The following is a 12,758-nucleotide window of genomic DNA, read 5'->3' on the forward strand; positions in this document are numbered from 1 at the left end:
AAATCAACGGATCTCGATCATGGGGCGTCCGCCGCGGGCGGTAACCAGCTCGCCGATAGCGGTAAGCGTGATACCAAACTCAGCGGCGGCAGCCTGCACCTCAGCCTCGGCTTCCGGCGTTACCGCCAGCAGCAGACCGCCGGAGGTTTGCGGATCGCACAGCAGATCGCGCCACGCTGGCGGCATGTCGCCCATCAAATGGCCGTAGCTGGCAAAGTTACGCCCGGTACCGCCCGGCACCGCGCCCGCCGCGATGTAGGCTTCGACGCCGGGCAATTTCGGGATATCCGCATAGGTAAGCTGCGCCTGTACGCCCGCGCCGCGGCACACTTCGCTCAGGTGGCCCAGAAGCCCGAAGCCGGTGACGTCGGTCATCGCCTTCACGCCGTCAATGTTGGCGAACGCCGAGCCGACGAGGTTCATCTGGCACATGGTTTCCGTCGCCAGCCCCTGGTGCTCAGGCTTCAGCAGCGACTTTTTCTCCGCGGTGGTCAGCACGCCAATACCCAGCGGTTTAGTGAGATACAGCTTGCAGCCGGCCTGCGCGGTGCTGTTTTTCTTCACCCGCTCGGTCGGGACGACGCCGGTCACGGCAAGCCCGAAAATGGGTTCCGGAGCGTCAATGGAGTGGCCGCCGGCAAGCGCGATCCCCGCCTGCTGGCAGGCAAAGCGCCCGCCCTCAACCACCTGACGGGCAATTTCCGGCGCCAGGGTATTGATGGGCCAGCCGAGAATAGCGATCGCCATAATCGGCTTACCGCCCATGGCGAAAATATCGCTGATGGCGTTGGTCGCCGCAATGCGCCCAAAGTCGAACGGGTTGTCGACGATCGGCATAAAAAAATCGGTAGTGCTGACGATCGACGTGCCGTTACCGAGATCGTAGACCGCGGCATCATCGCTGGTTTCGTTGCCCACCAGCAGATTCGGGTCGATAAATTTGGCCTGGTCGCTTTGCAGGATAGTTTCCAGCACCTTAGGGGAAATTTTACACCCGCAACCGGCTCCGTGGCTGTATTGCGTTAAACGAATGGCTTGCTCGCTCATGGACATCTCCTGTCATTGCAATCCCGATATGGTAGCGCCCAAATGGCGGAGTGGTAAGTGCGACAGTCCGAAATCGCGTATGGTTGCTCATTAAGCAGACAAAAAACCGATTTTGCGATGCGGCCCCGCTTTTTCAACGTGATTTTACCCTTTACTAAAAAATGACAGAAATATGACAAGCATAAATTCTGTTTTCTCTGGACATATAACAACGTAAGGAAGTTTTCATGAAAAAGCGTGTTCTCGCCGTTTGCCTGGCCAGTCTCTTCTCCCTTAACGCTTTCGCCCTGGTTCCCGCCGGTAACGACGTCACCACAAAACCCGATCTCTACTACCTGACCAACGCCCAGGCCATCGACAGCCTGACGCTGCTGCCGCCGCCGCCGGAAGTGGGCAGTATCGCGTTTTTAAACGATCAGGCGATGTATGAGAAAGGCCGTCTGCTGCGCGGCACCGAGCGCGGTAAGCTGGCGGTTGAAGACGCCAACCTGAGCGGCGGCGGCGTCGCCAACGCCTTCTCCGGCGCCTTCGGCTCGCCCATTACCGCCAAAGATGCGCCGGAGCTGCACAAGCTGCTCACCAACATGATTGAAGATGCCGGCGACCTGGCGACGCGAGGAGCGAAGGAGAAGTACATGCGCATTCGCCCATTTGCGTTTTATGGCGTCGCCACCTGTAACACCAAGGAACAGGATACGCTGTCGAAAAACGGCTCCTACCCCTCCGGCCACACCTCTATCGGCTGGGCCACCGCGCTGGTACTGGCTGAGATTAATCCCCAGCGGCAAAATGAAATCCTTAAGCGCGGCTTTGAGCTCGGCGAGAGCCGGGTGATCTGCGGCTATCACTGGCAGAGCGACGTAGACGCGGCGCGTATCGTCGGTTCGGCGGTCGTCGCCACGCTGCATACCAATCCGGCCTTCCAGCAGCAGCTTCAGAAAGCGAAAGACGAATTCGCGAAGCGACAGAAGTAACATCGTCGCCGTTGAATGCCCGGAGGTGGCGTCTGAAACGCCTTGTCTGGGCGAAGGGTTCCCAGCCGTCCGCGGTTTGATAGCCCGGACAGGTGCGCCAGCACCGCCTCCGGGAAAGGTGTCAAGTCTGATAGACTGCCCCTGCTTCCACCCGGCTCGCGCTGCGCTTAGCCGGGCTACTCCCCCGGAGGAGCCGGTGAGCCGGGCCCGCCCGGCATAACGAGAACGGACTCAGAAGCGCGTCACGAACGGCGCGATATCCGGCAAAGCGATGGTGGTTGACGCTTTGAGCTGCGGGGTCCCCAGATAGAGAAAGCCCACGATCTTATCCTGCTCGCGGCAGGCAAACCCTTCGCGTACAACCGGGCTTTCGGTTAACGCGCCGCTGCGCCAGATGCCGTTAAACCCCTGCGCCACGGCCGCCATTTGCATGGCCATCACCGCACAGCCCGCCGACATCTCTTGCTCCCACTTTGGCACCTTCGGATGATCTTCACAGCGCGCCACCACCGCAATGATCAGCGGCGCGCGAAACGGCGCGCTGCGCGCTTTTTCAATCGCTTTTTCATCTCCCCCTGCCGCCACCGCGCCTTTTTCCAGCAGCTGGCTGAAGCGCTCGCGCCCTTCATCGGCAATAATGAAGAAGCGCCACGGCTGCAGCGTCCCGTGGTCCGGCGCGCGCAGGCCAGCGCGAAGGATGTTTTCCAGCTGTTCGCCCGCCGGAGCCGGGTCGGTCAGACGTGAAGCGCTGCGGCGATTAACCAGTAGTTCGAGAGCATCCATCTGTATAACTCCTGTGATGTGATTTTTCATAAAATTAACATGCGCAAGGATTTTGTTACAGCCCAACGGGTGATTCCTGCTGACAACCGACGGCACTCTCATTAGGATAGCCAGACGCGGCAGCCCCTGCGGCTCGCCCATTTTTGATTATGGTTAGGGAGAATACATGCGAACTCTTTGGCGACTGCTCGCCGGATTTTTTAAATGGACATGGCGCGTGCTCAATTTCATTCGCCAGCTCGCACTGAACGTGGTTTTCCTGGTGCTGGTGCTGGCCTGCGTCGGCATCTGGGCCCAGTTCAGCAGTACAACGACAGAGCACGCTACCCGCGGCGCGCTGCTGCTGGATATCACCGGCGTGGTGGTCGATAAACCCTCGGCCAGCAGCAAGCTTGGCGTGATTGGCCGCCAGCTGTTTGGCGCCAGTTCCGATCGCCTGCAGGAAAACTCGCTGTTCGACATTGTGCAGACAATTCGCCAGGCGAAAGACGACCGCAATATCACCGGTATCGTGCTGGATCTGAAGGACTTTGCCGGCGGCGATCAGCCGTCGATGCAGTATATCGGTAAAGCGCTGCGCGAATTCCGCGATAGCGGCAAGCCGGTATATGCCATCGGCAGCAGCTACAGCCAGGGTCAGTACTATCTGGCCAGCTTCGCCAATAAGATCTGGCTCTCGCCGCAGGGCGAAGTGGACCTGCACGGCTTCGCGACCAACGGCCTGTACTACAAATCGCTGCTCGACAAGCTCAAAGTGTCGACCCACGTTTTCCGCGTCGGCACCTATAAGTCAGCGGTAGAGCCGTTTATCCGCGATGATATGTCCCCGGCAGCGCGCGAGGCGGACAGCCGCTGGATTGGCGAGCTGTGGCAAAACTACCTCAATACCATTGCCGCCAACCGCCAGATCACCGCTCAGCAGCTGTTCCCCGGCGCTCAGGGCGTGATTGACGGCCTGCGTAAAGTCGATGGCGATACGGCAAAATACGCGCTGGATAACAAGCTGGTTGATGCGCTGGGCACCTCTACCGAGGTGGAAAAAGCGCTGACTAAACAGTTTGGCTGGAGTAAAGAGGACAACAACTACAGCGCAATCAGCTACTACGATTACACGCTGAAAACGCCTGCCGACCAGGGTTCCGCAATAGCGGTTATCTTTGCTAACGGCGCGATTATGGATGGCGAAGAAACGCCGGGTAACGTCGGCGGCGACACCACCGCCGCGCAGATCCGCGACGCGCGCCTCGATCCGAAAGTGAAAGCGATCGTGCTGCGGGTTAACAGCCCGGGCGGCAGCGTCAGCGCCTCCGAGATGATTCGCGAAGATCTGGCGGCGGCAAAAGCGGCCGGTAAACCGGTGGTGGTCTCAATGGGCGGCATGGCAGCCTCCGGCGGCTACTGGATCTCCACCCCGGCGGATTATATCGTCGCCAACCCCAGCACCCTTACCGGCTCTATCGGTATCTTTGGGGTGATCAATACCGTCGAAGATACCCTCGGCTCAATTGGCGTCCATACCGACGGCGTGGCCACCTCGCCGCTGGCTGATGTCTCAACCACCAAAGCGCTGCCTCCGGAAGTGCAACAGCTGATGCAGCTCAGCATCGAAAACGGCTACAAGCGTTTTATCACCCTGGTGGCGAACGCGCGTAAGAGCACGCCGGAGAAAATTGACCAAATCGCTCAGGGCCACGTCTGGACCGGTGAAGATGCAAAAGCGAACGGCCTGGTCGATAGCCTTGGCGACTTTGACGACGCGGTGGCAAAAGCCGCCGAGCTGGCGAAGCTGAAACAGTGGCATATCAACTACTATCAGGAAGAACCGACCTTCTTTTCGATGGTGGTGGATAGCCTGACGGGTTCCGTTCGCGCGGCGCTGCCGGCAGCGGTCCAGGCGTATCTGCCCGCACCGGTCGCCGCGGCGGCCAATGCGGTGAAAACCGAGAGCGATAAGCTGGCGGCATTCAACGATCCGCAGAACCGCTACGCGTTCTGCTTAACCTGCGCCAATATTCGTTAATCCTCTGCCGCCCCATCCCGTGGGGCGGCATTTACTTTATTTTTTCTTCCGCCCCTCTATACTGCGCCTGTCTACGTTTAACCTAAGCGATGCTATGCAGAAGAAATCTATTTACGTTGCCTATACCGGCGGCACCATTGGTATGCAGCGTTCTGAACACGGCTATATCCCCGTTTCCGGCCATTTACAGCGCCAGCTGGCGTTGATGCCCGAGTTTCACCGCCCGGAGATGCCGGACTTCACCATTCATGAATACGCCCCGTTAATGGACTCTTCCGATATGACGCCGGAAGACTGGCAGCATATCGCCGACGATATTCGCGACCATTATGACCAGTACGATGGTTTCGTGATCCTCCACGGCACGGACACCATGGCGTTTACCGCCTCGGCGCTCTCCTTCATGCTGGAGAATCTGGGAAAACCGGTCATTGTGACAGGGTCACAAATCCCGCTTGCCGAACTGCGCTCTGATGGCCAGATTAACCTGCTCAACGCGCTGTACGTCGCCGCCAACTATCCGATTAACGAAGTGTCGCTGTTCTTCAATAATCGCCTCTACCGCGGCAACCGCACGACGAAGGCCCATGCCGACGGCTTTAACGCCTTCGCCTCTCCCAACCTGGCGCCGCTGCTGGAAGCCGGTATCCATATTCGCCGGCTCGGCACGCCTCCCGCGCCGCACGGCAGCGGCGAGCTGGTGGTTCACCCTATCACGCCGCAGCCGATTGGCGTGGTGACGATTTATCCCGGCATTTCCGCCGACGTGGTGCGCAACTTCCTGCGCCAGCCGGTCAAAGCGCTGATCCTGCGCTCCTATGGCGTCGGTAACGCGCCGCAGAACGGCGAGTTTATTCAGGTCCTGGCCGAAGCCAGCCAGCGCGGTATCGTGGTGATTAATTTGACCCAGTGTATGTCCGGCAAGGTCAACATGGGCGGCTACGCCACCGGCAACGCGCTGGCGCAGGCTGGCGTGATTAGCGGATTTGATATGACCGTCGAGGCCACGCTGACCAAGCTACACTATTTGCTGAGCCAGGATCTGGACGTGGCGGTTATCCGTCACGCCATGCAGGAGAATCTGCGCGGCGAACTGACACCCGATGAGTAAGGAGAAGCACATGACCCAGCGCGCGCTGCTACTGGTCGATTTACAAAATGATTTCTGCGCCGGCGGCGCGCTAGCCGTCCCGCAGGGCGACAGCACGGTGGACGTCGCCAACCAGCTTATCGCCTGGAGCACGGCGCGGGGCGAAACGGTGGTTGCCAGCCAGGACTGGCACCCGGCGAACCACGGCAGCTTTGCCAGTCAGCATCAGGTCGAACCCTATACCCAGGGCGAGCTTGATGGCCTGGCGCAGACGTTCTGGCCGGATCACTGCGTGCAGAATAGCGAAGGCGCGTCGCTGCATCCGCTGCTCAAACAGCAGGCTATTGCCGCCGTGTTCCACAAAGGGGAAAATCCGGCCATTGACAGCTACAGCGCCTTTTTCGACAACGGCCACCGGCAGAAAACGCAGCTCGATGCATGGCTGCGCGAGCGCGGCATCAGCGAGCTAACGGTGCTGGGTCTCGCCACCGACTACTGCGTCAAGTTTACCGTGCTTGACGCCCTCAATCTGGGCTACACCGTCAACGTGATTACCGACGGCTGCCGCGGGGTGAATATTCAGCCGCAGGATAGCAATCTGGCGTTTATGGAGATGGCCGCCGCGGGCGCAACTCTCTATACCCTTGACGACTGGCTGGAAACCCACGCATAAAATACGCCGACAGGCATTGTCCTGTCGGCGCGTTATCTCAGGCCAGAGCGGAAATCTCTTCCAGCGACGCGTTGCGCGTTTCGATGCCAAAACAAAACAGAATCAGCGCGCAAAGCGCCACATCACGCCTGGGATGATAAAGCCCCTAATCGGGTCATTGTTAGTCTCATTTTGCGTCATGTTCTGCATCCTGGCGTTTACTCCGAAGTGAACCTCATCGCACTACCGCTTCGCTAATGCAGCCGTGAACCGCTTCGCATTTTTGCGCAGCGGAAGATGCTAGGCTGCACGAGCTGTTTTTTTCGCCACGCCATTTCCGTGGCGTGTTTGCTTTTCAATGTCACTTTTAAGTCAAAGAGGATCCGCTATGAAACTTTTGCCTTTACTGGCAGCTTTACCCCTGCTCTGCGCGAGCGTTGTTTCCGCTAACTCACTGATGTCCGTCGGCTACTTTAACGGCGGCGGCGACGTCACTGCCGGTCCAGGCGGCGATATTGATAAACTGGACGTACGCCAGATTACCCATCTCAACTACTCGTTTGGTCTGGTTTACAACGATGAAAAAGACGAAACCAACGCCGCCCTGAAAGATCCGAGCAAGCTGCATCAAATTTGGCTGTCGCCGAAAGTGCAGGCTGATTTACAGAAAATCCCCAGCTTGCGCCAGCAGAACCCGAACCTGAAAGTCTTGCTTTCCGTCGGCGGCTGGGGAGCGCGCGGATTCTCCGGCGCGGCGGCGACGAAGGAAACCCGGGCGGTGTTTATTCAGTCGGCGCAGGCGATTATTGAAAAATACGGTCTCGATGGGATCGATCTGGACTGGGAGTATCCGGTCAACGGCGCGTGGGGACTGGTCGCCAGCCAACCGGCCGATCGCGATAATTTTACCGCCCTGCTGAAAGAGCTGCGCGCGGCGGTCGGTAATAAAAAACTGGTGACCATCGCCGTAGGCGCCAACGCGGAGAGCCCAAAAAGCTGGGTGGACGTCAAAGCCATTGCGCCATCGCTCGACTACATCAACCTGATGACCTACGACCTGGCCTACGGTACCCAGTACTTCAATTCCAACCTGTATGATTCAACCCGCTGGCCGACGGTCGCCGAAGCGGATAAGTACAGCGCGGACTTTATAGTGAACAACTACCTTGCCGCCGGTCTAAAGCCGAGCCAGATGAACCTGGGGATTGGTTTCTATGGCCGGATACCCAAACGCGCCGTCGAGCCGGGTATTGACTGGAGCAAGCCGGACGCGCAGAAAAACCCGGCCACCCGCCCCTACTTTGCGGCTCAACAGATTGAGCTGTTCGAATCGCTGGGCGTCGATCTGACCAAAGACACCTATGTGAAATATAACGATATCGTGGCGAAGTTAATCAACGATCCGCAGAAGCGCTTTACTCAGCATTGGGATGATGAAGCGAAGGTACCGTGGCTGTCAGTGCAGTCCGCCGACGGTCAAGCCCTCTTTGCGCTTTCGTATGAGAACCCGCGCTCGGTGGCCATCAAAGCTGACTACATCAAGAGCAAGGGGCTGGGTGGCGCGATGTTCTGGGAGTACGGCGCCGATGACCAGAATCAGTTAGCGAAACAGCTGGCCGAGTCATTGGGGATCAAACGCTGATCTGCGCGGTGTCAGCGCTAGCACAATAGGTTATGATAACCCCATTCCGCTGCGCCGGCTCCGGCGCAGCTTTTCATTTGCAACAAAAGGCATGGGTATTATGGCTTATATCCCGAAAAACTACGCCCGTCTGGAAGTCGGTTACCGCGAAAAAGCGCTGAAGCTCTTCCCCTGGGTCTGCGGACGCTGCTCGCGAGAGTTTGTCTATTCAAACCTGCGTGAACTGACGGTACACCATATTGACCACGACCACTCCAATAACCCGGAAGATGGTAGCAACTGGGAGATGCTGTGCCTGTACTGTCACGATCATGAGCACTCAAAATACACCGAAGCCGATCTGTATGGCTCGACGGTGGTTGCTGGCGAAGATGCGCAGAAAAGCGTCGGCGAAGCGAAATATAACCCCTTCGCCGATCTTAAAGCGATGATGAACAAGAAGTAACGTTGTGATGCCTCAGAGCCCGGCGCGGAGTTAGCCGGGCTGACGCAGGCCTTTTCAGCCTCAGGATTTAAAGGTCGCGATAGGCTGCGGCGTAATGCCGAAGTCAACTTTCAGCTGCTGTTTACTCTTCATCACCATCTGCCCGTTGGTATCGATGGTCATATGCTGCGCGTCAACGTTGTATCGCGCCTGCCAGAGCATCACCAGCTGCAGACAGTTCTCTTTCTGTTCGTCAGTCAACGCCACGCCGTCCGGCCATTTACCCAGCTCAACCGCCGTCGCCAGGCGCTGATAAACTTCCGGCGTCATACCGTCAATAATCCGCTCAATTTCCATCTTCCGCCAACCCCGTTTGGAATAATTTGCTGAATCGTTTTTTCAACCCTTAATTTGCTCACCGTTTTCATCATTGGTGAAGCTTAATGAGGCCGAATTAACACAAAAACGCTCTCCGGTAGGCTGTGGACCATCCGGGAATACGTGCCCAAGGTGAGCATCGCAGTTTCCGCAGCGAATTTCCGTGCGCTGCATACCGTGGGAGTAATCATTAAGGTAGCGGATAGCGTCATCGCTGACGGGCTCATAAAAGCTTGGCCAGCCGCAGCCGGAATCATACTTGGTTTGCGAGTGAAACAGCGCGGCATCGCACACCAGGCAGTGGTAGACGCCATCGCGTTTGTTGTGGAGCAACCGCCCGGTGAACGGCGGTTCAGTACCGTGATTCTGCGTCACGTAAAACTGCATCTCGCTCAAATTTTTTTTGAGCTCGTCCGAAGAGGGTTTATTCGACATTGGCTTGCTTCTCGCTGTGAAAGGACAACTTTTCATGTCAATTCTAACAAAATATTAACAATGAAGCGTGCACTTTTGTTCTGAACTTAGGCGACGCCAAAAGGCAGCCACACAATTGTGATGAATATCACATTTTTATCTTCAGTGACCTTTAAAATTCCGGGCGCAGCCCCCATATGGAATTGGGCTCAAAGGGAAAGTGGGATAAATCGACCGCGCAAAGGCATGCTCTGGATTGATTTGTCGCAATGATTGACACGATTCCGCTTGACGCTGCGTAAGGTTTTTGTAATTTTACAGGCAACCTTTTATTCACTAACAAATAGCTGGTGGAATATATGACTATCAAAGTAGGTATCAACGGTTTTGGCCGTATCGGTCGCATTGTTTTCCGTGCTGCTCAGGAACGTTCTGACATCGAGATCGTTGCAATCAACGACCTGTTAGACGCTGACTACATGGCTTACATGCTGAAGTATGACTCCACTCACGGCCGTTTCAACGGTACCGTTGAAGTGAAAGACGGTCATCTGATCGTTAACGGTAAAAAAATCCGTGTTACCGCTGAGCGTGACCCGGCTAACCTGAAGTGGGACGAAGTGGGTGTTGACGTTGTTGCTGAAGCAACCGGTATCTTCCTGACCGACGAAACCGCTCGTAAACACATCACCGCTGGCGCGAAAAAAGTCGTACTGACTGGCCCGTCCAAAGACAACACTCCGATGTTTGTTAAAGGCGCTAACTTTGACAAATACGAAGGCCAGGACATCGTTTCCAACGCATCCTGCACCACCAACTGCCTGGCTCCGCTGGCAAAAGTTATCAACGACAACTTCGGCATCATCGAAGGTCTGATGACTACCGTTCACGCAACCACCGCGACTCAGAAAACCGTTGATGGCCCGTCTCACAAAGACTGGCGCGGCGGCCGCGGCGCAGCTCAGAACATCATCCCGTCCTCTACCGGCGCTGCTAAAGCTGTAGGTAAAGTTCTGCCAGAACTGAATGGCAAACTGACCGGTATGGCGTTCCGCGTTCCGACTCCGAACGTATCCGTTGTTGACCTGACCGTTCGTCTGGAAAAAGCTGCTTCTTATGAAGAAATTAAGAAAGCAATCAAAGCTGCTTCCGAAGGCGCAATGAAAGGCGTTCTGGGCTACACCGAAGACGACGTAGTATCCACCGATTTCAACGGTGAAATCTGCACTTCCGTATTCGACGCCAAAGCGGGTATCGCTCTGAACGACAACTTTGTGAAACTGGTTTCCTGGTACGATAACGAAACTGGTTACTCCAACAAGGTTCTGGACCTGATTGCTCACATCTCCAAATAAGTTGAGATGAGACAGTAATCTGTAAGAGCGACTTCGGTCGCTCTTTTTTTTGTCTGAAGATAAAGGATTGCGTAATGATTAATAAAATTTTTGCCCTCCCGGTTATCGAACAGCTTACCCCTGTACTTTCCCGCCGCCAGCTTGATGACCTGGAGCTGATCGTCGTTGACCATCCGCAGGTGAAAGCGTCCGTGGCTTTCCAGGGCGCTCACCTGCTCTCCTGGAAGCCCGCTGGCGAAGAAGAAGTCCTGTGGCTCAGCGGCAACACCCCATTTAAAAACGGCGTTGCCCTGCGCGGCGGCGTGCCGATTTGCTGGCCGTGGTTTGGTCCTTCTGCTCAGCAGGGCCTGCCCTCCCACGGCTTCGCCCGCAACCTGCCGTGGGCCCTGAAAGGGCACGATGAAGACGACAACGGCGTGGTGCTGACCTTTGCACTGAAAAGCAGCGACGCCACCCGCCAGTACTGGCCGCACGAGTTCACCCTGCTGGCGCGCTTTAAGCTGGGCAAAACCTGCGAAATTGAGCTGGAGGCGCACGGCGAATTTGAAACCACGTCAGCCCTGCATACCTATTTCAACGTCGGCGACATTGCGGCAGTGAAGGTCAGCGGTCTGGGCGACCGTTATATTGATAAAGTGAAAAACGCGGAAGAAGGCGTATTAAGCAACGGCACAGAGACTTTTCCCGATCGTACCGACCGCGTCTATCTGAATGCCGAAACCTGCAGCGTGATTCATGACGATGCGCTGAACCGCAACATCGACGTTACGCATCATCACAACAGCAACGTAGTGGCCTGGAACCCGGGCCCGGCGCTTTCCGTCAGCATGGGCGACATGCCGGATGATGGTTACAAGACCTTCGTTTGTGTAGAAACCTGCTGCGTGACCGAAACGCAGAAGGCCAGCGAAGAGAAACCTTCGCGCCTGACGCAAACCCTTCGCGTGGTGAAACGCTAACGCCAGGAAGCTTGGCCCACGGGTTAACCGCGTGTGCGCCATATCTGCCGGATGACGGCTGAAGCCCCGTGAAGTCGGGGCTTTTCTTTAACGCTTGTTCAGACCATATCCAGCGGCGTTTTTCTGGCCGGCGCCGGGTAGGCGTTATCCAGAAGCGCAAGCTCCTCACCGTTCAGCACAATATCCAGCACCGCGGCATTTTGCCTGACATGCTCAATGCTTGACGCTTTCGGGATCGCCATTACGCCCCGGTGGCTAATCACCCACGCCAGCAGAATCTGCGCCGCGGTTACGCCCCGCGCCTGCGCAATATTTTTCACAACGGTATGATTTAAAAGTCCATTGCGCAGTCGACCGGCCTGAGCCAGCGGACAATATGCCATCACCGGCAGCCGCTGCTGCTGGCACCACGGCAGCAGGTCATGTTCAATACCGCGGGAGGCCAGATGGTAGAGCACCTGATTGGTCGCGCACTGTTCGCCGCCGTCCGCCTGCCAGAGTTCCTGCATATCATCGTAATCGAGGTTTGATACGCCCCAGCGGCGAATTTTTCCCTGCGCAACGAGCGCGTCCATGCCCGCAACCGTCTCCTGCAATGAATAGTCCCCGCGCCAGTGCAGCAGGTAGAGATCCAGATAGTCGGTATTGAGGCGACGCAGGCTCTCCTCGCAGGCGCTGGCTATTTTGCGACCGCCAGCGTTCCACGGATAGACTTTAGACACCAGCACCACGCGCTCGCGCTGCCCGCGAATGGCCTCGCCGACAACCTCTTCGGCGCCGCCGTCGGCGTACATTTCCGCCGTATCGATCACCGTCAGGCCAAGATCGATGCCCGCGCGTAGTGCAGCAGACTCCTGCGCGCGCAGAGCCGGGTTTTCGCCCATGAACCAGGTCCCCTGCCCTATGAGCGGAACCGCTGAATGCTCGCCAAAACGGATTGTCCTTTCTGCCATGACATGCTCCTGTGTTTGATTGCACCACCGTAATGCAAAACAGGGCTTTACGCCCTGTTTTGATGCA

At 56.9% G+C, this 12,758-nt stretch carries 13 protein-coding genes and 1 pseudogene; 8 read left to right on the forward strand and 6 right to left on the reverse strand.

What is annotated here, in order from left to right; genetic code table 11:
- Positions 1-3: 3 nt before the first annotated feature.
- On the reverse strand, positions 4-1,047 hold the full coding sequence (gene selD, locus ABLV30_RS00995; protein WP_014228965.1) for a selenide, water dikinase SelD: 1,044 nt from the start codon (positions 1,045-1,047) through the stop codon (positions 4-6).
- A 227-nt stretch (positions 1,048-1,274) separates the two neighbouring features.
- On the opposite strand from selD, the gene phoC reads away from it, so the two are divergent.
- On the forward strand, positions 1,275-2,021 hold the full coding sequence (gene phoC, locus ABLV30_RS01000; RefSeq protein WP_032749502.1) for an acid phosphatase PhoC: 747 nt from the start codon (positions 1,275-1,277) through the stop codon (positions 2,019-2,021).
- 231 nt (positions 2,022-2,252) lie between these two features.
- Here the strand turns inward: phoC and ABLV30_RS01005 are convergent, their stop codons facing one another.
- Complete coding sequence (locus ABLV30_RS01005) at positions 2,253-2,804, reverse strand: NAD(P)H nitroreductase (RefSeq protein WP_265800928.1); 552 nt, start codon at positions 2,802-2,804, stop codon at positions 2,253-2,255.
- Between the two features lie 166 nt (positions 2,805-2,970).
- Between ABLV30_RS01005 and sppA the strand changes: the two genes are divergently transcribed.
- The 3 genes from sppA (at position 2,971) to pncA (ending at position 6,587) form a co-directional block, all read left to right on the forward strand.
- Positions 2,971-4,824: a signal peptide peptidase SppA gene (gene sppA / locus ABLV30_RS01010; RefSeq protein WP_265800926.1), complete on the forward strand. Its 1,854-nt coding sequence runs from the start codon at positions 2,971-2,973 to the stop codon at positions 4,822-4,824.
- 94 nt (positions 4,825-4,918) lie between these two features.
- The gene (gene ansA / locus ABLV30_RS01015; RefSeq protein WP_265800924.1) at positions 4,919-5,935 is read left to right on the forward strand and encodes an asparaginase; all 1,017 of its coding nucleotides are present in this window, start codon (positions 4,919-4,921) and stop codon (positions 5,933-5,935) included.
- 10 nt (positions 5,936-5,945) lie between these two features.
- Positions 5,946-6,587, forward strand: coding sequence for a bifunctional nicotinamidase/pyrazinamidase (gene pncA / locus ABLV30_RS01020; RefSeq protein ID WP_032749510.1), 642 nt, complete (start codon positions 5,946-5,948; stop codon positions 6,585-6,587).
- Positions 6,588-6,624: 37 nt separating this feature from the next.
- On the opposite strand, the pseudogene ABLV30_RS01025 reads toward pncA, so the two are convergent.
- Positions 6,625-6,728 (reverse strand): annotated as a pseudogene (locus tag ABLV30_RS01025) (hypothetical protein); the annotation flags it as partial.
- A 226-nt stretch (positions 6,729-6,954) separates the two neighbouring features.
- Between ABLV30_RS01025 and ABLV30_RS01030 the strand changes: the two are divergent.
- Together ABLV30_RS01030 and yajD are read left to right on the forward strand one after the other, a co-directional pair.
- Positions 6,955-8,208, forward strand: coding sequence for a glycoside hydrolase family 18 protein (locus ABLV30_RS01030; protein ID WP_009653439.1), 1,254 nt, complete (start codon positions 6,955-6,957; stop codon positions 8,206-8,208).
- A 100-nt stretch (positions 8,209-8,308) separates the two neighbouring features.
- Positions 8,309-8,653, forward strand: a complete 345-nt coding sequence (gene yajD / locus ABLV30_RS01035; RefSeq protein WP_004138290.1) for an HNH nuclease YajD — start codon at positions 8,309-8,311, stop codon at positions 8,651-8,653.
- Between the two features lie 60 nt (positions 8,654-8,713).
- On the opposite strand, the gene ABLV30_RS01040 is transcribed toward yajD, so the two are convergent.
- Together ABLV30_RS01040 and msrB are read right to left on the reverse strand one after the other, a co-directional pair.
- The gene (locus tag ABLV30_RS01040; RefSeq protein ID WP_004850031.1) at positions 8,714-8,989 is read right to left on the reverse strand and encodes a YeaC family protein; all 276 of its coding nucleotides are present in this window, start codon (positions 8,987-8,989) and stop codon (positions 8,714-8,716) included.
- 42 nt (positions 8,990-9,031) lie between these two features.
- Positions 9,032-9,445 carry a peptide-methionine (R)-S-oxide reductase MsrB gene (msrB, locus tag ABLV30_RS01045; RefSeq protein ID WP_004121465.1) on the reverse strand — a complete coding sequence of 138 codons (414 nt, stop codon included), beginning with the start codon at positions 9,443-9,445 and terminating at the stop codon, positions 9,032-9,034.
- Positions 9,446-9,783: 338 nt separating this feature from the next.
- Here msrB and gapA point away from each other — a divergent pair, with 338 nt between their 5' ends.
- Positions 9,784-10,779, forward strand: a complete 996-nt coding sequence (gapA, locus tag ABLV30_RS01050; protein ID WP_004138295.1) for a glyceraldehyde-3-phosphate dehydrogenase — start codon at positions 9,784-9,786, stop codon at positions 10,777-10,779.
- Between the two features lie 74 nt (positions 10,780-10,853).
- Positions 10,854-11,738 (forward strand): D-hexose-6-phosphate mutarotase, encoded by an 885-nt coding sequence (locus ABLV30_RS01055; protein WP_014838178.1) that lies wholly within the window; start codon positions 10,854-10,856, stop codon positions 11,736-11,738.
- Between the two features lie 98 nt (positions 11,739-11,836).
- Here the strand turns inward: ABLV30_RS01055 and ABLV30_RS01060 are convergent, their stop codons facing one another.
- Positions 11,837-12,691: an aldo/keto reductase gene (locus ABLV30_RS01060; protein WP_025106950.1), complete on the reverse strand. Its 855-nt coding sequence runs from the start codon at positions 12,689-12,691 to the stop codon at positions 11,837-11,839.
- Between the last annotated feature and the right edge of the window lie 67 nt (positions 12,692-12,758).

The sequence above is a fragment of the Klebsiella sp. CN_Kp113 genome (genome assembly GCF_040064585.1).
GTDB lineage: Bacteria > Pseudomonadota > Gammaproteobacteria > Enterobacterales > Enterobacteriaceae > Klebsiella > Klebsiella michiganensis.

Excerpts from the sequence above, each read along its gene's own strand:
- phoC (WP_032749502.1), top strand. The coding sequence starts at position 1,275 with ATGAAAAAGCGTGTTCTCGCCGTTTGCCTGGCCAGTCTCTTCTCCCTT.
- ABLV30_RS01030 (WP_009653439.1), top strand. The coding sequence starts at position 6,955 with ATGAAACTTTTGCCTTTACTGGCAGCTTTACCCCTGCTCTGCGCGAGC.
- selD (WP_014228965.1), bottom strand. The coding sequence starts at position 1,047 with ATGAGCGAGCAAGCCATTCGTTTAACGCAATACAGCCACGGAGCCGGT.
- ansA (WP_265800924.1), top strand. The coding sequence starts at position 4,919 with ATGCAGAAGAAATCTATTTACGTTGCCTATACCGGCGGCACCATTGGT.
- msrB (WP_004121465.1), bottom strand. The coding sequence starts at position 9,445 with ATGTCGAATAAACCCTCTTCGGACGAGCTCAAAAAAAATTTGAGCGAG.
- ABLV30_RS01055 (WP_014838178.1), top strand. The coding sequence starts at position 10,854 with ATGATTAATAAAATTTTTGCCCTCCCGGTTATCGAACAGCTTACCCCT.
- ABLV30_RS01040 (WP_004850031.1), bottom strand. The coding sequence starts at position 8,989 with ATGGAAATTGAGCGGATTATTGACGGTATGACGCCGGAAGTTTATCAG.
- gapA (WP_004138295.1), top strand. The coding sequence starts at position 9,784 with ATGACTATCAAAGTAGGTATCAACGGTTTTGGCCGTATCGGTCGCATT.
- pncA (WP_032749510.1), top strand. The coding sequence starts at position 5,946 with ATGACCCAGCGCGCGCTGCTACTGGTCGATTTACAAAATGATTTCTGC.
- ABLV30_RS01060 (WP_025106950.1), bottom strand. The coding sequence starts at position 12,691 with ATGGCAGAAAGGACAATCCGTTTTGGCGAGCATTCAGCGGTTCCGCTC.
- yajD (WP_004138290.1), top strand. The coding sequence starts at position 8,309 with ATGGCTTATATCCCGAAAAACTACGCCCGTCTGGAAGTCGGTTACCGC.
- ABLV30_RS01005 (WP_265800928.1), bottom strand. The coding sequence starts at position 2,804 with ATGGATGCTCTCGAACTACTGGTTAATCGCCGCAGCGCTTCACGTCTG.
- sppA (WP_265800926.1), top strand. The coding sequence starts at position 2,971 with ATGCGAACTCTTTGGCGACTGCTCGCCGGATTTTTTAAATGGACATGG.